The sequence below is a fragment of the Marinobacter sp. genome, assembly GCF_048269445.1.
Lineage (GTDB): Bacteria > Pseudomonadota > Gammaproteobacteria > Pseudomonadales > Oleiphilaceae > Marinobacter.
In genome coordinates, this window is sequence record NZ_JBLXIQ010000005.1 from 57,707 (window position 1) to 80,430 (window position 22,724).

The 22,724-nt window shown below is 59.2% G+C and carries 18 protein-coding genes; 12 read left to right on the top strand and 6 right to left on the bottom strand.

Features of this window, described 5'->3' with window-relative positions:
• Positions 1-28: 28 nt before the first annotated feature.
• Both uvrD and ACN0XM_RS11805 read left to right on the top strand, forming a co-directional pair.
• A complete protein-coding gene (gene uvrD, locus ACN0XM_RS11800) occupies positions 29-2,194 on the top strand; it encodes a DNA helicase II (RefSeq protein WP_417567141.1) in 2,166 nt (721 codons plus the stop codon).
• Positions 2,195-2,236: 42 nt separating this feature from the next.
• Positions 2,237-2,776 (top strand): manganese efflux pump MntP family protein, encoded by a 540-nt coding sequence (locus tag ACN0XM_RS11805; RefSeq protein WP_417567142.1) that lies wholly within the window; start codon positions 2,237-2,239, stop codon positions 2,774-2,776.
• A 53-nt stretch (positions 2,777-2,829) separates the two neighbouring features.
• Here the strand turns inward: ACN0XM_RS11805 and corA (ACN0XM_RS11810) are convergent, their stop codons facing one another.
• The 5 genes from corA (ACN0XM_RS11810) to arsB all read right to left on the bottom strand — a co-directional run bounded on the left by corA (ACN0XM_RS11810) (position 2,830) and on the right by arsB (position 9,199).
• Positions 2,830-3,783 carry a magnesium/cobalt transporter CorA gene (corA, locus tag ACN0XM_RS11810; protein WP_417567143.1) on the bottom strand — a complete coding sequence of 318 codons (954 nt, stop codon included), beginning with the start codon at positions 3,781-3,783 and terminating at the stop codon, positions 2,830-2,832.
• A gap of 39 nt (positions 3,784-3,822) precedes the next feature.
• Positions 3,823-4,623, bottom strand: coding sequence for an undecaprenyl-diphosphate phosphatase (locus tag ACN0XM_RS11815; RefSeq protein WP_417567144.1), 801 nt, complete (start codon positions 4,621-4,623; stop codon positions 3,823-3,825).
• A gap of 149 nt (positions 4,624-4,772) precedes the next feature.
• Positions 4,773-7,265 (bottom strand): arsenate reductase (azurin) large subunit, encoded by a 2,493-nt coding sequence (locus ACN0XM_RS11820; protein ID WP_417567145.1) that lies wholly within the window; start codon positions 7,263-7,265, stop codon positions 4,773-4,775.
• Positions 7,266-7,279: 14 nt separating this feature from the next.
• A complete protein-coding gene (locus ACN0XM_RS11825) occupies positions 7,280-7,813 on the bottom strand; it encodes an arsenate reductase (azurin) small subunit (protein WP_417567146.1) in 534 nt (177 codons plus the stop codon).
• Between the two features lie 318 nt (positions 7,814-8,131).
• On the bottom strand, positions 8,132-9,199 hold the full coding sequence (gene arsB / locus ACN0XM_RS11830; protein WP_417567147.1) for an ACR3 family arsenite efflux transporter: 1,068 nt from the start codon (positions 9,197-9,199) through the stop codon (positions 8,132-8,134).
• A 92-nt stretch (positions 9,200-9,291) separates the two neighbouring features.
• On the opposite strand from arsB, the gene ACN0XM_RS11835 reads away from it, so the two are divergent.
• Genes ACN0XM_RS11835 through arsJ form a run of 3 tightly spaced genes read left to right on the top strand, consistent with a single transcriptional unit; the run spans position 9,292 to position 12,302 of the window.
• A complete protein-coding gene (locus tag ACN0XM_RS11835; protein ID WP_417567148.1) occupies positions 9,292-10,056 on the top strand; it encodes a metalloregulator ArsR/SmtB family transcription factor in 765 nt (254 codons plus the stop codon).
• A gap of 46 nt (positions 10,057-10,102) precedes the next feature.
• Positions 10,103-11,107, top strand: coding sequence for an ArsJ-associated glyceraldehyde-3-phosphate dehydrogenase (locus tag ACN0XM_RS11840; protein WP_417567149.1), 1,005 nt, complete (start codon positions 10,103-10,105; stop codon positions 11,105-11,107).
• Between the two features lies 1 nt (position 11,108).
• Complete coding sequence (arsJ, locus tag ACN0XM_RS11845; protein ID WP_417567150.1) at positions 11,109-12,302, top strand: organoarsenical effux MFS transporter ArsJ; 1,194 nt, start codon at positions 11,109-11,111, stop codon at positions 12,300-12,302.
• 7 nt (positions 12,303-12,309) lie between these two features.
• On the opposite strand, the gene ACN0XM_RS11850 is transcribed toward arsJ, so the two are convergent.
• Positions 12,310-12,936: a hypothetical protein gene (locus ACN0XM_RS11850; RefSeq protein ID WP_417567151.1), complete on the bottom strand. Its 627-nt coding sequence runs from the start codon at positions 12,934-12,936 to the stop codon at positions 12,310-12,312.
• 87 nt (positions 12,937-13,023) lie between these two features.
• Here ACN0XM_RS11850 and ACN0XM_RS11855 point away from each other — a divergent pair, with 87 nt between their 5' ends.
• The 7 genes from ACN0XM_RS11855 to ACN0XM_RS11885 all read left to right on the top strand — a co-directional run bounded on the left by ACN0XM_RS11855 (position 13,024) and on the right by ACN0XM_RS11885 (position 22,723).
• Positions 13,024-13,632, top strand: a complete 609-nt coding sequence (locus ACN0XM_RS11855; RefSeq protein ID WP_417567152.1) for an ABC transporter ATP-binding protein — start codon at positions 13,024-13,026, stop codon at positions 13,630-13,632.
• Positions 13,619-14,416 (top strand): ABC transporter permease, encoded by a 798-nt coding sequence (locus ACN0XM_RS11860; RefSeq protein ID WP_417567153.1) that lies wholly within the window; start codon positions 13,619-13,621, stop codon positions 14,414-14,416. The genes ACN0XM_RS11855 and ACN0XM_RS11860 overlap by 14 nt, the downstream gene beginning before the upstream one ends.
• A 111-nt stretch (positions 14,417-14,527) precedes the next feature.
• A complete protein-coding gene (locus ACN0XM_RS11865; RefSeq protein WP_417567154.1) occupies positions 14,528-15,712 on the top strand; it encodes an MFS transporter in 1,185 nt (394 codons plus the stop codon).
• 80 nt (positions 15,713-15,792) lie between these two features.
• On the top strand, positions 15,793-16,866 hold the full coding sequence (corA, locus tag ACN0XM_RS11870) for a magnesium/cobalt transporter CorA (protein ID WP_417567155.1): 1,074 nt from the start codon (positions 15,793-15,795) through the stop codon (positions 16,864-16,866).
• 9 nt (positions 16,867-16,875) lie between these two features.
• Positions 16,876-18,051, top strand: coding sequence for a tRNA-queuosine alpha-mannosyltransferase domain-containing protein (locus ACN0XM_RS11875; protein WP_417567156.1), 1,176 nt, complete (start codon positions 16,876-16,878; stop codon positions 18,049-18,051).
• 93 nt (positions 18,052-18,144) lie between these two features.
• Complete coding sequence (nifJ, locus tag ACN0XM_RS11880) at positions 18,145-21,738, top strand: pyruvate:ferredoxin (flavodoxin) oxidoreductase (RefSeq protein ID WP_417567157.1); 3,594 nt, start codon at positions 18,145-18,147, stop codon at positions 21,736-21,738.
• Positions 21,731-22,723 carry a dihydroorotate dehydrogenase-like protein gene (locus ACN0XM_RS11885; protein ID WP_417567158.1) on the top strand — a complete coding sequence of 331 codons (993 nt, stop codon included), beginning with the start codon at positions 21,731-21,733 and terminating at the stop codon, positions 22,721-22,723. Before nifJ ends, ACN0XM_RS11885 begins: the two co-directional genes overlap by 8 nt.
• Position 22,724: the final 1 nt, after the last annotated feature.

Consider the following 22,724-nt stretch of genomic DNA (forward strand, 5'->3'; position numbering starts at 1 on the left):
TATTTAACCAGTAGCGAACCGATTTTCTATGGACGTCTCTCACATCATCGATCCGTTGAACGATGCTCAGCGCGAAGCTGTCACTGCCCAGAATGACCATCTGCTCGTGCTCGCCGGCGCCGGTAGTGGCAAAACCCGGGTTCTGGTGCATCGGATCGCCTGGTTGATGACCGTAGATCGGGTTCCGCCCACGGGCATCCTGGCGGTGACGTTCACCAATAAAGCCGCGAAGGAAATGCGTTACCGCATCGAGCAGATGATGCAGATTCCCGCCCGCGGCCTCTGGTTCGGTACCTTTCACGGCATTGCCCACCGCCTGCTGCGCTCGCACTGGCAGGACGCCGGGCTGCCGGAGAACTTCCAGGTGCTGGACAGTGACGACCAGCTTCGGCTGATCAAGCGGGTAATGCGGGAGAACCAGATCGACGAGAGCAAGTGGCCGCCGAAGCAGGCCCAGTGGTTTATCAACAGCCAGAAAGACGAAGGGTTGCGGGCGGATCATATACAGGAGAATCCGGGCGACCATTTCCTGTCGACCATGCTGAAAATCTATCGCCAGTACGAAAAACTCTGCCAACTGGGTGGCCTGGTGGATTTCGGTGAACTGCTGCTGCGCTCCCACGAACTTTGGCTGCACCGCCCCGAACTTCTGGCCCATTACCAGAGCCGGTTCCAGCACATCCTGGTGGACGAGTTCCAGGACACCAACACCATTCAATACGCCTGGCTGCAGGTGCTCGCCAGCAATCGGGTGCCAATGACGGTGGTGGGGGACGACGATCAGTCCATCTACGGCTGGCGAGGCGCCAAGGTCGAGAACATCCAGCAGTACCAGCGGGATTTCCCTAATGCCCGGCTGGTGCGGCTGGAGCAGAACTACCGGTCCACCCAGATGATCCTGAAAGCCGCCAACGCGGTGATCGCCAACAACCAGGGCCGGCTCGGCAAGGAACTGTGGACCGACGGCCCGGAGGGTGAGCCGATCAGCCTGTACGCGGCCTTCAACGAGCAGGACGAAGCCAACTACATCGCCGACAGCATTTCCGCCTGGGTGCAGGACGGCAACCTTCGCAGTGAGTCCGCAATCCTGTACCGCTCCAACGCCCAGTCCCGGGTGCTGGAAGAATCCCTGATGCGTCAGGGCATTCCTTACCGTGTCTATGGCGGCCTGCGGTTCTATGATCGCCAGGAAATCCGCAATGCGCTGGCGTACTTGCGACTGGTGCAGTACCGGCGTGATGACGCGGCCTTCGAGCGGGTGGTCAACGTGCCGCCCCGGGGAATCGGCGCCAAGAGCCTGGCAGAGCTACGGGAATACGCCACGGAACAGAGCATTTCCCTGTGGGAGTCCGCCGAACGGTTGCTGGAAGCCGGGCAGGTGAAAGGCCGGGCCAAAACCGGACTGCAGTCGTTTATCGCCATCATCGAAGGGCTGTCCGAAATGGTGGGCGATGCTTCGCTGCAGGGCCTGATGAAACAGACCATCGAAAAAAGCGGCCTGAAGGATTACCACGCCAGCGAAAAAGGCGAGAAAGGTCAGGCCCGGGTGGAAAACCTGGAAGAACTGGTTAATGCTCTCTCGGATTACGAAGTGGAAGACGGTGTCGACCCGCTTGCAGAATTCATCGCCCAGGCGGCCCTGGACGCGGGCGAATCCCAGGCGGAAGATCATGAAGACAGTGTCCAGCTGATGACCCTGCACTCCGCCAAGGGCCTGGAGTTTCCGCTGGTGTTCCTGGCGGGCGTGGAAGAAGGCCTGTTCCCCCATGGCATGTCCCTGGAAGAGCCCGGCCGCATGGAAGAAGAGCGCCGCCTGGCCTATGTGGGCATTACCCGGGCCATGAAAAAGCTGGTGCTCACTTATGCAGAATCCCGTCGCCTGTATGGCCAGGAGAAATTCAACGCCCTGTCCCGCTTCGTGCGGGAAATCCCGGGGGACTGCCTGCAGGAAGTCCGCCTGCGCAACACCGTAACCCGCCCGGCCATGGTTGAACGCCCCAACCAAAGCATGTTCAGTCAGGATTCGGCCCAGCAGTCCGGCTTCAGCCTGGGCCAGCGCGTGCGCCACCCGAAGTTTGGCGAGGGTATTGTTTTGAATTCAGAGGGAACCGGGCACCACACACGGGTGCAGGTGAACTTTGATGAGGGTGCAAAATGGCTGGTGCTGGCCTATGCGCCGCTGGAAGCCTGCTGACAGATATATTCCCCCCCTTTTTGCAACGGGAGCTTGAAGAGCATGATTGAAGTGTTGGTGCTGGCTGTGGCACTCAGTATGGATGCGTTCGCGGTATCGATTGGTCTGGGGTCCAAGCACAAGAAAAAAACGTCATCGCTCGCCATCATGGCGGGGCTGTATTTCGGGTTGTTCCAGGGCCTGATGCCACTGATAGGCTACCTGGGCGGTAAGGGTGTTCTTGGCTGGGTTGAGGCCTACGCGCCCTGGATTGCGTTCATCCTGCTGGCGCTGATCGGTGGCAAGATGATTTATGAGGCATTTTCCGAAGGGGTTGAGGAGGACATCGCCATCATCACCCATCGGGTTATGTTGATGCTGGCCATTGCCACCAGTATTGATGCCATGGCGGCCGGATTCGCCCTGACCCTGCTGGACGTTGCGCCCTTGCTGGCTTGCCTGATCATTGGTGTGACCACATTGGTGTTCAGCGTGGCTGGCGTCTACATCGGCACCCGCAGTGGCACCTTCCTTGAGGGCAAAGCGGAATTTGTCGGCGGGGTGGTGATTGTGCTGATCGGGCTAAAGATTCTGTTCATGTGAGCTCGACCGTCCGATCGTGGTTCTGAGCGAAACTGAGCCGCAGGGGCAGGGAGTTACAACCAGCCCTTGCGCTTGAAATACCAGTAGGGCGCAAACGCCGCCAGTACCATCAGGCCCACTGCCGCCGGATAGCCCGCGATCCATTCCAGCTCCGGCATATGTTCGAAGTTCATGCCGTAAATGCTGGCAATCAGCGTGGGCGGCAGGAACACCACCGCGGCAATCGAGAAGATCTTGATGATCTGGTTCTGCTCGATGTTGATGAAACCCTGGGTGGAATCCATCAGGAAGTTGATCTTGTCGAACAGAAAGGTGGTGTGGGACATCAGGGTTTCGATATCCCGATTGATTTCCCGGAGCGTTTCCCGATGCTCGCTCTCGTTGCGCAGGTGGCGAAGCAGAAAGGAAATATTTCGCTGGGTGTCCATCAGGCACAACCGGGTCTTGCCGTTGCTGTCTTCCAGGCGCGCCAGGCGATTGATCGCCTCGTCCAGTTCGGCTTCCTCATCTTCCAGCACCAGATAACTGACATCTTCAAGCTGTCGGTGCAGGTCTTCCAGGCCGTCGGCGTGGTTTTCAACCTTCTGTTCCAGCAGAGTGACCAGCATTTCGGCCGGATCCCGGGCCTCCACCTGCCCCCGGCGGGCCCGCATTCGCAACAGGCGGAAATCCGCCAGCTCGCTTTCCCGGATCGTAATCAGGCAGTCTTTCTGCAGTATGCAGGCGACGGAGACGGTGTTGTGACGACCTTCGGCCAGGTTCAGAAAGAGCGAATGAACATGCACGCCGGCCTGATCTACGAAACAACGTGCCGAAGCCTCAATCTCCTCGACGTCATCGAACTCGGGGATATCGGTTTCCAGAAGTCTCTGGAGTATCTTCCGTTCATCGTCGTCCGGCTCGCAGGCGTCGATCCAGTCAGCTTGCCTCAGCAGCGCTGTCGGATTCCCCTCTGGAATGGTCAGTTCCTTGATAAACCCGTCGACAATCCTGAAAAACCTTAGCATGCGCACGCTCCGAACAGTTTGATTGCCTCAGACAGGAGTTTAGCGCATCAAGAACACATAGATGACGATGGTCAGAATCACCCGGTAAATCACGTATGGCCACATTCCCACCTTGTTGAGCCACTTCAGGAAGAAATGGATGGCGGTTATGGCCATCAGGAAGGAGGTTACGCCGCCGATCAGGAAGCCGCTCCAGTCAACCACCACATCCGAGGTCGCCACTTCCAGCAGCTTCACGGCAGATGCAAGCACGATAATGGGAATGGCCAGCAGGAAGGAGAACCGGGAGGCGGTTTCCCGGGTCATGCCCAGGAAAAGGCCGGCGGTGATGGTGACGCCGGAGCGGGAGGTCCCGGGCACCAGGGCCAAGGCCTGGGCGATGCCGACCAGGAGGGCGTCTTTCCAGTTGAGTTTATCCAGGGTGCGTTGGCGTTTGGGTATCCAGTCGGCGATGCCCAGCAAAAGGCCGAAGAACAGGGTAGTGAAAAAGATGACTTCCACTGCCCGCAATTCATTGTCGATCATGTCCAGCAGAGCTAGCCCCGCCAGACCCGCCGGGATGGTGCCGATGACCAGATACCAGGCCAGAGCACCCTGGCCGACGATTTTGCGCCGGCTAACGGAAATCAGCCCGTCCCGGGCGATGCCGAAGACGTCCTCCCGGAAATAGAGCACCACGGCCAGTAGGGTGCCGAAGTGTACCGAGAGATCGAAGCCCACACCCTGATCATCCCAGCCAAAAAAAACCGGCGTCAGGATAAGGTGCGCAGAGCTGGATATGGGGAGGAATTCGGTCAGTCCCTGGAGGAGGCCAAGGAAAAGGGCCTGGAAAAAGTCCATAGTTCAGAATCCGTGTTTTCGGGGCCGGAAGTCATAAGTGCAAGAGGAGGGCGATAGTAGCAGGGCCGGCAGAGGCTGAACAGTTACATAAGGGGACGAAAAACCGGGCCGGATCAGGGGCCCGGCACAGATCAAAAAGTACCTTTGGCTCAGACGTACCGTCGGCGCTTGAAGCTTACCTTGTCGGCGAAACCCTCAATGCGCCCTACACGGCGGACATCCGCCCAGGTTCCCTTGTAGTAGGGGATGATATTCCGGTCGGTCCAGGGAGTCACCAGGTCGCCCATAACGGAATTGAAGTACATGGCCTCCATGAACACATGGCCCGGCTTGATGTCTGGCTCCAGATACGCCATAGCCGTTGTCGCGCCGTAGTCATTGAACAGCTCGACCAGGTCGCCAGATTCAATACCAAAATCCTTGGCATCCTCCGGGTTGATTTCCAGCGGGGCCATCGGATAACGGCCACGGCGGAAATCCACGTGCTGGTCGTGGTAAGCGGTTTGCCAGATCTGGTTGGTCCGGCCATTGTTGACCCAGAACCGGTACTTCTTGCGCTGTTCTTCCACGACATCAGGCATGCCATTCCAGGGCGCAGCCTGGAAATGTGCCTTGCCGTCGTCGGTATCGAACTTGCCGTCGGTGTACAGCATTTCCGTTCCGATCAACTTGCCGTCCTTGTATTCCTTGATTGGCAGTTGAACGCCATTATTACCTGCGGCTCGAAGACGTTCGTAAGTGGCAAGATGCCCGGTGGGGCCACCCTGGCTGTCGATTTTCGGTGCCCCTGGCTGGCCTGCCCGGCGGAAGCCGTCGTTGAAGGCGTCTTCTTCGGTTTTCCAGTCAAAGCCTGCAAAGCGCTCGGCCATTTCGGCGTTGCCTTCGGCGTCGTAAAGCCTGCGCAGAGCGTTGGCGATGTCTGCAGCAATCAGACAGTCCGGCTTGGCGGTTCCGGGAGGGTCCATGAACCTTTCGGACAAGCGCAAGCGCCGCTCGCCGTTCATAGAGGTCAGGTTCATTTCACCGGTATGTGCTGCTGGCAGCACCAGGTGAGCGGCATCTGCAAACTTGGTGGAATATAGGTCGATAATGGTCACGAACAGGCCGCCATCTTCCTTCACTGCCTTGTGGATTACTTTTGCCATTTCTTCGGGCCTGGCACCGCGTACCTTTCGCATGGCCTGTTTGACGATGTCACTGCGGCGCAGAACTTCGTTCCGGTACTGCTCGGCATTGAGGGTGGTCTGGAAAGCATTGCAGGCCCAGACGGTGAGCATCTGGCCGTTGCCCTGAATGATTTCCTGATCCACGTAGGGCGCCGGGCGGCCACCCGGATACGGCGGCCGGCAGTAGCCTTCCTGATGGCCCCCCATGCGGACCACGCCAGTGCCCCGACGGCCAACGTTGTGGGTGGCCAGCACAAGATCCACCAGGGCGGACTGGATGCGGTAGTTGTCGTTACCCCAGATAATGCCCTTTTCATAGCCATGCATGGTGCGGGGCAGATGGCCGGAGGCTTTCGGCTTGTAAGCCCACTCCGCAGCTTTGATGAGCTTGTCCTTGCTGATCCCGGTGACTTGGCTGGTTTCGTCCAGACTCATGCGGTTGGCTTTGAGGGCATCCTCGAAGCCGGTCGTGTATTCGTTGATAAAGGCCTCATCCTGCCAGCCCTGGTCGACCACATAGGTCAGCAGGCCATTGAACAAGGCGGTATCTGTGCCCGGCTCGATATCCAGGAACAGGAGGTTGTCCTTGCCAATCGCTTGTTCCAGAAGGGCCACGGTGAGTGCCCGGCGCGGATCTACAAGGATGACTTTGGTCTGTTGAATGGTTTCGCCGTCTTCATAGACCGTACGCTTTTTGTCAGTTGTCTGGCCCTGGAGGCTGGGTAGCCAGTGATTGAGGAAGTAGTTGGTCTGGGTCTCGTAGGCGTTGGCGCCGATGGAAAAGATACAGTCGGCCATCTGGGCGTCTTCATAGCTGTTGTTCAGCTCGCCGATGCCCATGTCCCGGGTGGCATGGCACTCCGAGTTGTAGGCGGGGCGGTTGTGAATCCGTACCATCTTGGTGCCCAGCCCCGTAAAGATCAGCTTGCCGGTACCCCAGGTGTTTTCGAAGCCGCCACCGGCACCCCCATGGTCAAACAGGTTGAACATCAGCTGATCCGGACCTGCGTCATCCAGTATCAGCCTGGTCAGGTGGCTGTAAAGCGCTAGGGCCTGATCCCAGCTGGTGTCCCTCCATTCATCGCCGGCGAATACCCGTGGGTATTTCAGCCGCTGGCTTCCAACCGGCGTCTGCTCCGAGTACATGATGGAGGCCATCTGGCCGCCCCGCGTCGATGCCAGACCGCTGTTCACTTTGCAGTTCTTGTCCGGCACGATCATGATCCGGTGATAGCTGCCGTCACTGTCCTGAACAACGTTGGTCATGGCCTCGGTCATCGTTATCTGCATGGGAGGCAGCTGTTGGCGGAAATCCTCACTAAGGGCGTTTTGCTCGGGCGCAAGGCCACCTTCCTGATCCGCGGGCCATTTGTAGACGTGGTAACCGCAGCCGACAATACAGAAATGGCAGCAGGTCTGGGTTTTCTGGGCGTTCGCTGGTGGCAGCGCAATCCGGTCCTTGTTGTATTCAAACATGGTGGCTCCCTCCTTCAGGCACCGGGCAGCAGATTGGACTGGCGGCCGTAGATCAGACCTCCCACGCCCACCGCCTCAATGGAATCATCCGAATCCCGGTAATTCAGGAGTATCCGGGGCAGGTTTGCAGTGGCCTGGCCAGACACCATCTGGCCATTCAGCTCGGAATCAAACACGCTGAAGTGGCAGGGGCACTTGAAAGTGCGCTCTTCGGCCGAATAGGACACGGGGCAACCCATGTGGGAGCATAGGGTGCTGTAGGCGACAATATCGCCCTCCGGGCCCACGCCACCCCGGGTCTTGCGTCCGGTTTTGACCAAGGTGCAGGGTGAAGCGGCATCCGGGTAGGTGAAGGACATCGGCTGGCCGACCTTCAGATCACCAGCCTTGCTGACGGTAATTTTCGGGTAGTCCAGCATCACCTTTCCAGGTTGCTGGCTGCCTTCGGCGGCGTAGGCCGGGTTCAGTAACAGGTTGCCGCCCAAGGCGGCGGTGCCGGCTGCGGTTGTGCCTGTAAAGGCCAGGAACCGTCTTCTTGACAGTTTCATTGGATTCTCCCTTTCCTTTTTTCGGGTCCCCGCTATAACGGCCCATGGCCCCCGTTTTTGTATGAATATTGTACAAATTTAGGGCAGGCTCTTAATTTCCACCAGCCTCTTCAGCGTTGATTTCAACTTTTATTGATGTCGGTCAATTCAGCCCGGAACCACTAAGAGCGGTCGTTGGGCAATGTGGCAGACCCGATCAGCGGTGCTGCCGATCAGGGCTTATTTTCAGACGTGACCGTGCTGTCCGGGGATGATCAGGGTGTAGTCCTGTTGCGCGCGCGCCGCGAGGGTATCCGACGGATTTCCGGATCCGTGTCCTCAGCTCGGGAACCGATTCCGGGTCTTGTTGGCAATGCGCACCAGAACGAGCATGAGTGGTACCTCGACCAGAACGCCGACGACGGTTGCCAGGGCAGCTCCGGATTGCAGGCCGAACAGGGCAATGGCAGCGGCTACTGCGAGCTCGAAGAAGTTGCTGGCGCCGATCATGGCACCGGGGGCTGCGATGCAATGGCGTACGTTCCACAGCCTGGCCCAGCCATAAGCCAGGAAGAAGATCAGGAATGTCTGCACTATCAGTGGCACAGCAATCAGGACAATGTGCAGGGGATTGTTCAGGATCACTTCGCCCTGAAAGGCAAACAGCAGCAACAGTGTGATTATCAGGGCGGAAGGCGTGACCGGGCTCAAGTGCTTCATAAAGACGTCGTCGTACCACCGCTGGCCGCGCCGGGCGATTAATATGCGGCGGGTGAGATAGCCGGCGCTCAGGGGAATGACGATGTACAGCACCACCGACAGAAGCACGGTATCCCAGGGCACCTGAATATCGGAGATGCCCAGCAGGAACACCACAATGGGGGCAAAGGCAAACAACATGATGATGTCATTCAGGGACACCTGTACCAGGGTGTAGGCGGCATCGCCCTTGGTCAGGTAACTCCACACGAACACCATGGCGGTACAGGGCGCTGCCCCGAGAAGAATCGCGCCGGCCAGGTATTCACTGGCCAGTTGTGGCGCAATAAACGGCCTGAACACCACCATCAGGAAGAACCAGGCGATAGCAAACATGGTGAAAGGCTTGATCAGCCAGTTCACGATGGTAGTGATGGCCAGCCCTTTTGGTTCTTTTCTCACATCCACGATGGCACTGAAGTCGATTTGCGCCATCATCGGGAAGATCATGGCCCAGATCAGCATGGCGATGGGGATGGACACCTGGGCGTATTCAAAGCGGGACAATGTCTCGGGTATCGCAGGTGCCAGCTGGCCCAGCGCGACGCCGGTGACGATCGCCAGCGCTACCCAGACTGACAGGTACCGCCCAAAAAGATCCATGCCTTCGGAAGAGGTCGCCGCATTCATTCCCTTGCTGTTGTCCATTTTAACGTGAGGTTTCCTTTACTCGGTGCATTCACAATTCTATTATGCACATAAACAGATATTCATAAATACGAATATATTGGAATTCGCATATGAAGCGTCGCGTTTTGTTTGTCTGTACCGCCAACAGTGCCCGGTCATTGATGGCAGAAGCGTTGCTCCGTGCTATGGCCGGGGACCGGTTTGAGGTGGCCAGTGCCGGCACCGAGCCGACCGGACCCCACCCGATGGCATTACAGGTTCTTGAGGAAGCCGGCATCACCATCGAAGGCCTGCACAGCAAGCCGTTGGCGGATGTGCAGGGGCAATACTGGGATTATGTCATTACTCTTTGCGAGAAAGCTGCCAATGAGTGCGGCACAATCTGCCAACCTGCCCAGCAGATTGCCTGGGATTTTGCCGATCCGGTACCGGCAAACCGCCACGCGACCTTCGCGCTGACACTCAAGGAAATCAGAGAGCGCATTGCTCTTTTTGCCCTTGTCCATGAGAAAGCGACCGGCCGAAAACCTGCCAGCTATGAGCCAGTCGCGGTGTTCAAGGCATTGGCCGACGACTTCCGCCTTGCCGCGCTGTTGATGATCCGAAGCGAGGAGCAACTCTGTGTTTGCGAGCTGACCGAAGCCTTTGACGCTCCCCAGCCAAAGGTCAGTCGGCATCTTGCGACACTGCGGGAGGTTGGTCTTCTGGCAACGGAACGTCGGGGCCAGTGGATCTATTATTCTTTGCATCCGGGTATTCCGCCGTGGCTGGCCCGGGTGCTGGATGAAACTGGCACCAAAAACCCGGGATTGATCGAGAACCCGCTTGCACGGCTGCAGGCCATGGCAGATCGCCCGTCTGTCCAATGCCTGTAATCCGCACGCTGGTTAATGTTTGGAACGGGTTCCTCAGGAGCACCTCATGAGCAAGATCAAAATAGGCATTAACGGATTTGGCCGTATCGGTCGTCTGGCCTTGCGCGCTGCCTGGCAGTGGCCGGAGTTGGAGTTTGTTGCCATCAACGACCCGGGTGCGGATGCCGGCACACTGGCCCACCTGCTCAGCTTTGACAGCATCCACGGTCGTTGGAGTCAGGAGGCCACGGCGGATGGGACGGGTATCGTTATCGCGGGGCAGCGCATCCGCGTGACCCACAACAGAACCATCGGTGAAACCGACTGGTCCGGCTGTGATCTGGTGATCGAGGCCAGTGGCGTGAACAGGAAAGTCAGTGCCTTGCAGGGGTATCTGGACCAGGGCGTGAAGCGAGTGGTGGTCACCGCTCCGGTCAAGGAAGCGGGTGCCAGGAACATCGTGGTGGGTGTGAATGACGATACTTTCGACCCGGCCAACGACCGCATTGTCACTGCCGCCTCCTGCACTACCAACTGCCTGGCGCCAGTGGTCAAGGTGATTCATCAGAAGCTGGGCATCAAACACGGCTCTATCACCACCATTCACAGCTTGACCAACACCCAGACTATCATCGATGCGCCCCACAAGGATCTGCGCCGGGCGAGAGCCTGTGGCAGTTCGCTGATTCCGACCAGCACCGGTTCTGCAACGGCGATTATCGAAATTTTCCCGGAACTGAAAGGGCGACTGGATGGCCACGCGGTGCGGGTGCCGTTGACCAACGCGTCATTGACCGATTGCGTGTTTGAAGTAGAAACGCCCACCAATCGCGACACCGTGAACCAGCTGTTGAAGGAAGCGGCCGAGGGCGAGCTGAAAGACATATTGGGCTACGAAGAGCGGCCGCTGGTGTCCATCGATTACAAGACCGACCCACGTTCCTCCATTGTCGATGCGCTGTCCACCATGGTGGTCAACGGCACCCAGGTGAAAATCTACGCCTGGTATGACAATGAATGGGGCTACGCCAACCGCACCGCCGAGTTGGCACGTAGAGTCGGTTCTGCCTGATATGACGGACGCCATCCGCCAGTACCTGGTCATCACCGGCAACTACTGGGCTTTTACCCTGACCGACGGGGCCCTGCGGATGCTGGTGGTGCTGCATTTTCACCAGCTGGGCTACTCGCCGCTGGAAATCGCCCTGTTGTTCATCTTCTACGAGTTGTTCGGGGTGGTGACCAATCTGGTGGGCGGTTATCTGGGTGCCCGCATGGGCCTGAACCGAACCATGAACATTGGGCTGTTTCTGCAGATCGTGGCGCTGGTCATGCTGGCGGTACCGGCGGCCATGCTCACCGTGCCCTGGGTGATGGCGGCACAGGCCATGTCGGGCATTGCCAAGGATCTGAACAAGATGTCCGCCAAGAGCGGTATCAAGTTGCTGGTGCCGGACGAGCAACAGGGCACGTTATACAAATGGGTGGCGATCCTGACCGGCTCCAAGAATACCCTCAAGGGCGTGGGATTCTTCCTCGGTGGCGTGCTGCTGGTGGCTGCCGGCTTCTCAGGAGCGGTCATCATCATGGCTGCTGCCCTCGCCGTGGTATGGCTGTCCAGTCTCTTGCTGCTCAAGCAGGCGTTGGGCAAAAGCAAGGCCAGGCCGAAGTTCAGTCAGATCCTGTCCAAAAGCAGAGCAATTAACGTGTTGTCGGCTGCGCGCATGTTTCTGTTCGGCGCCCGGGATGTGTGGTTTGTGGTGGCCTTGCCAGTTTACCTGCATACAGTTTTTGGCTGGGACTTCTGGAAAGTGGGTGGTTTCATGGCCATCTGGATTATTGGTTATGGGTTCATCCAGGCCATAGCGCCGCGCATTACCGGCAATATGGAGGGCAAACAACCTGTGGTGCTCTGGGCGGCAGCACTGGCAGTGGTGCCCGCGGCCATTGCTGGTGGTCTGATGGCCGGCTGGCCTCCTCAGCTTGTCGTTATCTGCGGTCTGCTGTTGTTTGGCGTGTTGTTTGCGGTCAACTCTTCCCTGCACAGTTACCTGATTGTCAGTTACGCGAGAGGCGATGGTGTTTCCCTGGATGTGGGTTTTTACTATATGTCCAATGCGGCCGGGCGATTGTTGGGAACGATCCTGTCTGGTTGGGTCTACCAGGCTTACGGGCTGGAGGCCTGCCTGTGGATATCATCGGCTTTGGTGGCCATGGCGTCGTTACTGTCGGTGCTGTTGCCCGAACGGCGGCAAGCGGTGGCGTGAGCCAGTGTCAGAAACGCATGACCAATCCTGCGCCAGCTTCTACCTGCAAGTAGCCGTTGCTGCGAAACCGGAGCTCGCACCCGCCGGAGCAGAACACTGAACCTCCAGGGTTCAGGGCGGTGTAAACGCCGCGAAGATCCAGCCTCAGGCGCAGCTGTTCGGTCAGGAAAAACTGATAGCCGCCACCGAGCGACAGTGCCGCACGGTGGTGGGTATCGTATCTCGAATCGTCCGGTTCCAGGCGGGTCACCCCCAGCACGCCAGAGACAAACCCTCCGTAGCTTTTCCCGCCCGGGAAATAGAGCCCGCCGAACTGGAGTTGGTAAATCGTAAGATCAATGGACTCGATGCCCGGGGCGAACAGGCCATTGTCCAGCCGGGCTGAGGTGCTTTGCCGGCTGAAGTAAAGCTCCCCCTGCTTGCCAGGCTCGGCCAGATCAAAATTGAGTGACAGCCCCTGGCTTGGGGAATCGCGGAAGTGGATCTGATCGTCGGCACTGGCCCCGGCCGTCTCGACATCCACCGAACTGCTCATGCGAAAACCCGCAAACGGCGACACACCAACCTCTGCCGCCACCGGTTGCACTGGCAGAATGAGGATAAAAAGGACTGCAGTGAGGATTCGGAGGTTCATTCATTCGGCCCCGTGTGGCTGGTTGCTGGCAAGATCCTGTGTAATGGTATAACCATTATTGATTCTGCCGACCCTGGTAAACCCATTTTGACAGAACTTTCGCTGGAGAACGTTAGTGTTGGCGCCCTGAGAGAGGTATCGCTGGTGGTGCCTGCGGGGCAGGTCGTTTGCCTGTCCGGCCCCTCCGGCAGTGGCAAAAGTCGCCTGCTGAGGGCAGTGGCCGATCTCGAACCCCATGGTGGTGGCATTTCTTTGGGGGGGACCAGTCAGCAGGATACGCCCGCCCACCAGTGGCGGAGCCGCGTGGTGATGGTACCGGCCGACAGTCAGTGGTGGTTTGATGAAGTGGGAGGGCACTTTCCAGCTGAAGCCGGCTCGCGACTGCCAACGGCTCTGGGCTTCCCGTCCGAGGTGATGGGCTGGTCGGTCAGTCGGCTGTCCTCTGGCGAGCGTCAGCGGCTGGCCCTCTGGCGGGCGCTTGCGCTTCAGCCAGAGGCATTGTTGCTGGACGAACCGACTGCCAATCTGGATGGCGGCAGCACGGAAGCCATTGAAATCTGGCTGCTTGAAGAGATTCGGCGGCGGCGTATCGCTACCCTTTGGGTCGCCCATGACCCCGGCCAGATTCATCGTGTGGCCGATGCCCACTACCGGATTCACGGAACCGGACTGGAGCCTGTCCATGGAAGTGATTGATCTTGCCTGGTGGAAACTGGGGCTGGCGGCCCTGCTGGTGCTGGCTCTGGGTGTATCCGGATACGTTGCCCGGCTTGGAATTACCCGCAGCCTGTTGATTGCCGCCATCCGCACGGTCATCCAGTTGGCGCTGATCGGGCTGGTACTTGAAGCCCTGTTTGCGTCCTCTGCGTTTTACTGGATTGCCCTGCTGGCGTTGGTCATGCTGCTGATCGCAGGCCGAGAGGTGGTGGCACGCCAGGGTCGGCGTTTGCAGGGCTGGTGGGCCTTCGGTATCGGCACCGGTGCCATGTTCGTCTCGTCGTTCACAATCACGATTCTGGCCCTGACCGTGGTGATCGGACCCGACCCCTGGTATGCCCCCCAATATGCCATCCCTCTACTGGGCATGATGCTCGGCAACACCATGACCGGTGTCAGCCTGGCCCTGGATCGGCTCAATGAATCGGTCTGGCGGCAAAGGAGCGTTATCGAGAACCGACTGATGCTCGGACAGACCTGGCAACAGGCGCTGGAGGATATTCGGAGAGACGCCATGCGCAGCGGCATGATGCCGTCGATCAATGCCATGGCGGCGGCCGGTATTGTCAGTCTGCCGGGCATGATGACCGGTCAGATTCTGGCGGGCAGCCCGCCCGCGGTGGCGGTGAAATACCAGATCCTGGTGATGCTCATCATTACGGCAGCCACCGGTATTGGTGCAGTGATGGCGGTCAGCTGTGGTGGCCGCCGGCTTTTTGATGATCGTGAGCGTTTGCGTCTGGACCGGTTGGTACAGTCTTGAGCCAGTTTGATCGGGGAGGCAACAACCACATGCCAGACACCAAAGTAGCATGGGCGAGGCGCTTCCAGTGAGGCTAGGCTGTGCCTATCTCGTGGAGAAAAGACAACAACAATGATCGACTTGCTAAGACGTTACCCCCTGCCTGTAATTGTGCTGGCCCAACTTTTCGGGACGTCGCTCTGGTTCAGTATAAACGGCGTCTGGCTGTCGCTTTCCCGGGAGCTGGGTCTGACGGAGATGGACCTGGGTCGCCTGACACTGGCGGTTCAGGCTGGCTTCATCGCTGGTACGTTAACCATTGCCGTAACCGGACTGGCGGACCGGTTTGGCGCCAGTCGGATTTTTGCGGTCTCGAGCCTGCTGGGTGCCGTGGTTAACGGCGGATTTGTCTTTGTCGCTCACCTGCCACCGTTGGATTTCGTGCTGCGATTTGCCACGGGGCTCTGCCTAGCGGGCATTTATCCGCTCGGGATGAAAATGGTGATTGCCTGGACGCCGAAATATTCGGGGGCGGCATTGGCATGGCTGGTGGGCATGCTGACACTCGGCACGGCGTCGCCTCACCTTCTGCGTGGCGCAACGTTCGGCATGCCCTGGGAGTTGCCGTTACTGGTGGCGTCGGTCTTGGCTCTGGTCGGCGGTGGCATGGTATCTGTGTTGGGTGACGGCCCACATTTGCCCCAAAGCAGCGGCCCTGTACCCCTGAGCCAGGGGTTGGCCGCATTGCGGATCCCCCGGTTCCGGGCGGTTGCCGGTGGTTACTTCGGCCATATGTGGGAGCTCTACGCTTTTTGGACACTGGTCCCCCTGCTGGCGGGCCGGGAACTGGAGCGCCTGGGAATGGCGCAGGGGTTCGTGCCCTGGCTGGCCTTCGCCATCATAGGGATCGGTGCCGCCGGGTGTATTGGTGGCGGCCGGCTCAGTCGAACCCGGGGCAGCGAGTGGGTGGCACGGGTGGCGCTTACGGTTTCCGGGTTACTGTGCCTGGTGTATCCCCTGATGAGTGCGCTGTCGCCGGTTCTGCTGGTGGCCCTGTTACTGGTGTGGGGGCTTGCCGTGGTAGCGGATTCGCCGCAGTTTTCTGCCCTGGCGGCCGCCACGGCGCCACGGGAATCCATCGGCTCGTCGCTGGCGGTGATGAATGCGGTGGGATTCGGACTCACCTTGCCCGCCATCTGGCTGACCAGCGCCTTGTGGAATGAGCTGGAGGTCTGGGTGGCGCTGCTGTTGGTGCCCGGGCCGGTGTTCGGACTCTGGTCGCTGGCCCGGGGCAAGACGTCGGCCCATTCGGTCTGAGCTGCAAGCTGTTATGCTCGGGAACAGAACGCCAGAAAAGGGTAACGACCAGTAACCGGTAAGGCGCACAGGAACGCGACATGGCCTATTTCAGCAAACATTACCACAACCCCGGCACCGCGCCCGGAACTCTCGTTGCCAAGAGTGACCGCAGACCGCCGGTTTCCATCCACCTGATCGATTACACCGACGACCACCTCGAGGAGGTGCGGTTGGCGAATGCCGCTGACTGCCGTGACTACCTGGAAAGAGAATCAAAAACCTGGATTCAGGTTAATGGCCAGGCAGATCCGGAAACCCTCAGAAATCTGGGCGATCTCTTTGATTTGCACGACCTGGCCCTTGAGGATGTGCTCAACACGGGGCAGCGCCCCAAACTAGAGCTCTATGATGACCAGTTGTTTCTCATTGCGGCCATGCCATTTTACGATGGCGAGAATCTGGACATCGTCCAGATCAGCCTGTTCATTGGAAAAAACTACCTGATCTGTCTCTGCCCGCTTGACGAAGACCCCTTCGAACCGGTCCGAAAGCGCATGCGGCTGCCTAATAACCGGCGATTTCTAACCCGGCAAATCGATTACCTGTTGTATGCCTTGCTTGATCTGGTCACCGATTCCGGATTTCCCGTGCTGGAGCAGTTCGGTGACCAGCTGGAGGCGTTGGAGACAGATCTGCTCGTGAATCCGAACCAGCGGACCCTGGCCCAAATTCACGGCCTGAAGCGAGAGTTGCTGGTGCTCAGGCGCGTCCTATGGCCACAACGGGAGCTGTTAACCAGTCTGATGCGAACGGAAGACCCGCTAATCAATGCGAACACGCAGGTTTATTTCCGGGACTGCCATGACCACAGTGTGCAAATTATTGAGCTGCTTGAAAGTTTCCGGGAAATGGCGACGAGCATGCTCGATATCTACCTTTCCAGCATCAGCCAGCGCACCAATGAAACCATGCGGGTGCTGACCATCATTGCCACTATCTTCATTCCGCTGACCTTCGTGGCAGGCGTGTACGGCATGAACTTTCAGAACCCGGATAGCCCCTGGGCGATGCCGGAACTGGGCTGGTACCTCGGGTACCCCATGGTCTGGGGTGTGATGATTGTCATTACCGCCGGTCTGTTGTGGTTTTTCAAACGCCGGGGATGGATGTAGGGGGCGAACATGGCGGATTCCAGATTAGAGAACCCGGCTTATGGGCCCCGTATCCTGCTCCTGTCCGGCTATGACGCAGCCAGCCACCAGCGCTGGCGGGAGCAGCTTACGGGTCTGTTCCACGAGTATGAGTGGTGCACTCTCGCGTTGACTCCGAGATTCTTCCGGTGGCGCATTCGGGGCAATCCGTTGAGCTGGCTAAATGAGCCCTGCTTGAAGGAATCCTGGGATCTGGTAATTGCCACCTCCATGGTGGATCTTGCTTCACTACGGAGCTTCCACCCAGGCTTGGCCCAGACACCGTGCTTGTTGTACATGCATGAGAACCAGTTTGCCTTCCCGGTGTCCCCTCAACAGAATGCCAGTGTCGACCCCCAGATGGTGAACCTTTACAGCGCCATCTCGGCGGATTGTGTGGTATTCAACAGTGCCTGGAACCGTGACAGCTTTCTGAACGGCGCCCGGGACTTTCTCGACAACATGCCCGACGGAGTGCCAGACGGATTGATCGCCACTCTGCGCAAAAAATCCCGGGTGATACCGGTGCCGATTGAAGACCGGTTGTTTTCCGACCGTCCGGGCCCGGTAAACTGGACTTGCCCACACCTGCTCTGGAACCACCGCTGGGAATACGACAAGGGGCCTGAACGCCTGTTGAAATTGCTGCAGGCTTTGGACCGGCGCTCGATTCCGTTTCGGCTGAGCGTGGTGGGTGAGCGGTTCCGGAACCACCCGAAGGCGTTTGATCAAATCCGTCAGCAGTTCGAGGACCGGGTTGAGCAATGGGGCTTTCTGGACAGCCGGGACGATTACGACCAACTGTTGGCTCAAGCAGATGTCGTTATCTCAACGGCGCTGCACGATTTCCAGGGCCTGTCGATGCTGGAGGCCATGGCCTCGGGCTGTGTGCCGCTGGCGCCAGACCGCCTGGCCTACCGTGAATATGTGCCGGATTCCTGCCGATACGAAAGCCATGAGCAGGATGCAGAGGCGGAAGTCGAGGCGGCGGCTGATCGCCTGGAAAGTCTTTTGCGGCAGCAGCCCTTCCACTGCCAGCCAGACGCCTGGCGAGCCTCGGTGCTGGCCGGTGAGTATCAGTCCCTGTTTGACGAACTGATCGGTCATTCTGTGTTGGAAGGCGATTCTGCTGATCCGTTATGCCGCGGAACTCAGGTTTCCCGGTAATTTTGATGATCTGCACACCCCCAGATCTGGCAGAGTACGGAACCCCTGCCTAGACTCAGAAAAGTCCGAAGGTTTTGACAAGGAGTGGTGGCAATGGCGTTCCAGACCCTGGATGGCAATGAAGCCGTGGCCTCGGTGGCCTACCGATTGAGCGAAACCATTGCCATCTACCCAATTACTCCGGCCTCGGTGATGGGGGAGCACGCCGATGACTGGGCGGCCCTCGGCAAACCCAATCTCTGGGGGCAGGTGCCCGGCGTGGTGGAAATGCAGTCCGAAGCCGGGGCTGCTGGCGCGATGCACGGTGCACTGCAGGCGGGTTCGTTGGTGACCACGTTTACCGCTTCCCAGGGCCTGCTGCTGATGCTGCCCAACCTGTTCAAGATTGCCGGCGAGCTGTCGCCTTTCTGCATGCACGTTGCCGCCCGAAGTGTGGCCACCCATGCCCTGTCGATTTTTTGTGACCACTCCGATGTGATGAGCGCCCGAGGCACCGGTTTTGCCCTTCTAGCCTCCGGATCCGTGCAGGAAGCCCAGGACCTCGCCGCCATCGGCCACGCCGTGACCCTGGAGAGCAGGGTACCGGTCATGCATTTCTTTGATGGTTTCCGCACCTCCCATGAAATCGACAAGATTGTGGCGCTCAGTGACGAGAACTTGCGGGCGCTGGTGTCTCACGAGGGGGTGGAAGCACATCGCAGCCGCCGGATGACACCGGATCGGCCGGTGGTGCGGGGCACCTCCCAGAATCCGGATGCCTTCTTCCAGTCACGGGAAGCGACCAATCCGTTTTACCAGGCGTTCCCCGAACGCCTGGAAGCCGTTATGGCGCGGTTTGCCGAAATCACCGGTCGTCAGTATCAGCTGTTTGATTACGTGGGCCATCCGGAGGCGGAGCGGGTGGTCATCCTGATGGGCTCCGGCGCCGAGTGCGCCCATGAAACCGTGGAGTGGTTGATGGCGCGGGGGGAAAAGGTTGGCGTACTCAAGGTGCGCTTGTTCCGGCCGTTCGCCACCGACGGTTTCCTGCAGGCGTTGCCCGATACCGTGAAACACCTGGCGGTGCTGGACCGGACCAAGGAGCCAGGTGCCCAGGGCGAGCCACTGCTGCTGGAAGTCAGCGGCGCCCTGATGGAAGCCTACAGCCGGGGCGATCGGTCAGCATTGCCCCGGGTGATCGGCGGGCGTTACGGTCTGTCTTCCCGGGAATTCACCCCGGCCATGGTCTGCGCGGTCTTCGATCAGCTGAACGAGTCTGCACCGAAAACCCGCTTTACCGTGGGGGTTCGCGATGACGTGACGCAGCTGTCGCTGGACGTGGACAGCGAACTGGACATCGAGTCGCCGAAAACCCGCCGGGCCCTGTTCTTCGGTCTGGGCGCGGATGGCACCGTCAGCAGCAACAAGGCCAGCATCAAGATCCTCGGTGAGGGCACGGACCTGTTTGCCCAGGGCCATTTTGTCTACGATTCCAAAAAATCCGGCGCCACCACCGTATCGCACCTGCGCTTCGGGCCGCTGCCGATTCGTTCCAGCTATCAGATCCGCCAGGCCCAGTTTGTGGCCGTCCATGCACCTCAGTTTCTGGAACGGTTTGATGTCCTGGAGCATGCGGCTCCGGGCGCCACGGTACTGCTAAATGTGCCCTGGGAACCGAACCAGGTCTGGGACCGGCTATCCGTGGAGGTCCAGCGGGTATTGGTGGAGCGCAAGGCCCGTCTGTTCGTGATTGACGCCGCCGAGGTGGCAGAAAAAGCCGGTCTGGAACGACGCATCAATACCGTGATGCAAGTGTGCTTCTTCGCCCTGGCCGACATCCTCCCCCGTGACGAGGCCATTGCCCACATCAAGGAATCGATCCGCCAGACCTGGGGGCGGCGCGGGCCGGAGGTGGTCCGACGAAATGTGGAGGCGGTGGATTCCGCCCTGGAAAACCTGCATGAAGTGACGGTGCCGGGCGAGGTGACCGCAACCCGCGTTCGTCCGCCACGAGTTCCGGAGGATGCACCGGACTTCGTCCGGAAAGTCACCCGGCTGCTGATGGATGGTCAGGGCGACAAATTGCCGGTCAGTGCGTTTCCACCGGACGGCACCTGGCCAACCGGTACCAGCCAGTACGAGAAACGCGGCATTGCCCAGGAAATCCCGATTTGGGAGTCCGATCTCTGCGTGCAGTGCAACTTCTGCGCAATGATCTGTCCGCACACGGCGATTACCAGCAAGGTTTTCGAGCCGGAAGCCGGCAAGGGTGCCCCGGATGCCTTCGAAGCGGTACCCGAAACCCATAATCCGGAACTGGAAGGTCTGGATTACCGGATTCAGGTGGCCCCGGAAGATTGTACCGGCTGCGGTCTGTGTGTGGAGGTGTGCCCCGCCAAAGATCGTACCCAGCCCAAACGCAAGGCGATCAACATGAGGCCACTGGAGGAACACCGGGAGGTGGAGGCAAAGAACCTGGCGTTCCTGCGCGGTCTGCCAGACGTGCCCCGGGATCGCATTCCCCGGGACTTCAAGTCGCTACCACTGCTGATCCCACTGTTCGAGTATTCCGGCGCCTGCGCCGGTTGTGGTGAGACCCCCTACATTCGCCTGCTCACCCAGCTACTGGGTGATCGCTTGTTGATTGCCAATGCCACCGGCTGCTCATCCATCTATGGCGGCAACCTGCCGACCACACCCTATACGGTGAACGCGGATGGGCGGGGGCCAACCTGGAACAACTCGTTGTTCGAGGATGCCGCTGAACTGGGGCTGGGCATGCGGATGGGGCTGAACAAATTGGTGGGCCGGGCCCGCCAGTTGCTGGAGGGCATGCAAGAGAGCCTTCCATCAGAATTATACCGTGATTTAACGGGTCCCTGCGCCGTTCTCGACGAAGCCGCCATCGCGGCACGACGTGACGCGGTGGGCCGTTTGCGCGACTGGCTGGCGGATCGGCAAGGCCCGCAGGTGCAGGAACTGGCAAGTCTGGCGGATGAGCTGTGCCCCAAGAGCGTGTGGGTAATTGGCGGTGACGGCTGGGCGTACGATATCGGCTATGGGGGGCTTGATCATGCCCTGGCTTCAGGCCAGAACATCAAACTGCTGGTGTTGGATACCGAAGTGTATTCCAACACCGGAGGTCAGCAATCCAAGGCCACGCCCATGGGGGCGATTGCCAAGTTTGCCGCCGCTGGCAAGGAAACCCGCAAGAAAGATCTGGGCCTGCTGGCGATGAGTTATGGCCATGTCTACGTGGCTCAGATTGCCATGCAGTCCCACAGCAACCAGACCACCAAAGCCCTGCAGGAAGCCGAAAGCTTTGATGGCCCGGCGCTGATCATTGCCCACAGCCCCTGCATTGCCCACGGCTATGATCTGGTGCATTCCCCTGCGCAACAGAAGCGGGCGGTGGACAGCTGGGCCTGGCCGATTTATCGCTTCGATCCCCGTCGGATTCAGGAGGGTCTGCCACCCCTGCAGCTGGATTCCGTGCGCCAGAAAGTGCCGATGAAAACCTATATGCAGGAGGAAGCCCGCTTCCGCATGCTGGAATTGCGGGATCCCCAGCGCTACGAGTTGCTGGCGACCGCAGCCAGCGAAGCAGCGAGTGATCAGCGTGAGCTGTACATGCAACTGGCAGGGATTCATTTTGAGCCCCATGAGCAGACAGCACAAGAAGGCAAGGGAGCAGCAAATCATGACTGACCTGACAACCCGATGGCTCGGGCTCGACCTGCGCTCGCCCCTGGTGGTTGGTGCCGGTCCGCTCACCGATGACCTGGACGCCCTCAAAGCCTGCGTGCAGAACGGCGCCGGTGCCGTCGTGATGCACTCGCTGTTTGAAGAGCAGCTGGTGGCGGAGCAGATGGCGGCCCATCGTTTTATCGATTCCCGCATTAACATGGATGCCGAGGCGCGGTCCTTCTTTCCCGAATCCGAAGTGTTTGAAATGGGTTCTGGCAGCTATCTGAAGCGCCTGGAGCTGCTGCAAAGTTCACTGGATGTTCCGGTGATTGCGTCCCTCAATGGCATTTCCCCCGGCGGCTGGACCCAGCATGCCCGGGAGTTGGAAGACGCTGGCGCGTCCGCCATCGAGCTTAATCTTTATGATCTGGCCACAGACCCCTCCGACACCGCCACCACCCTCGAGCAACGCCAGCTCGATGTGGTGCGCTCGGTGGTAGAGCAGGTCACCATTCCGGTCAGCGTCAAATTGTCGCCATTTTATTCAGCGTTGCCGGCTTTTGTCGGCGGCGTGGAAGCGGCGGGTGCGAAAGGACTGGTTCTGTTCAATCGGTTCTACCAGCCGGATATGGATCTGGATGAACTGGAGCTGAGCCGGGAAGTGGTGCTGTCCACCAACGCCGAATTGCCGTTGCGGCTGCATGGCGTTGCCATGCTGTATGGCGGGACAGGCCTTGAAATGGCCGTTTCAGGCGGAGTTCATAGTGGTGACGATGCTGCAAAGGCGATCCTGTCGGGCGCCACGGTTGCGCAACTAGTTTCAGCCTTGCTGGCTGAGGGGCCTGAGGCGCTGGCCAGGATCACTGAAGAGATGAAGCGCAGACTGTCCGGAATGGGCTACGACTCACTGGCCGAAGCCCGGGGCGCCCTCTCCATGGCAAATGCCCCGAATGCCCAAACCTGGGAGCGATTGAATTACGCTCGCCTGTTGCATGGCTGGAAATGAA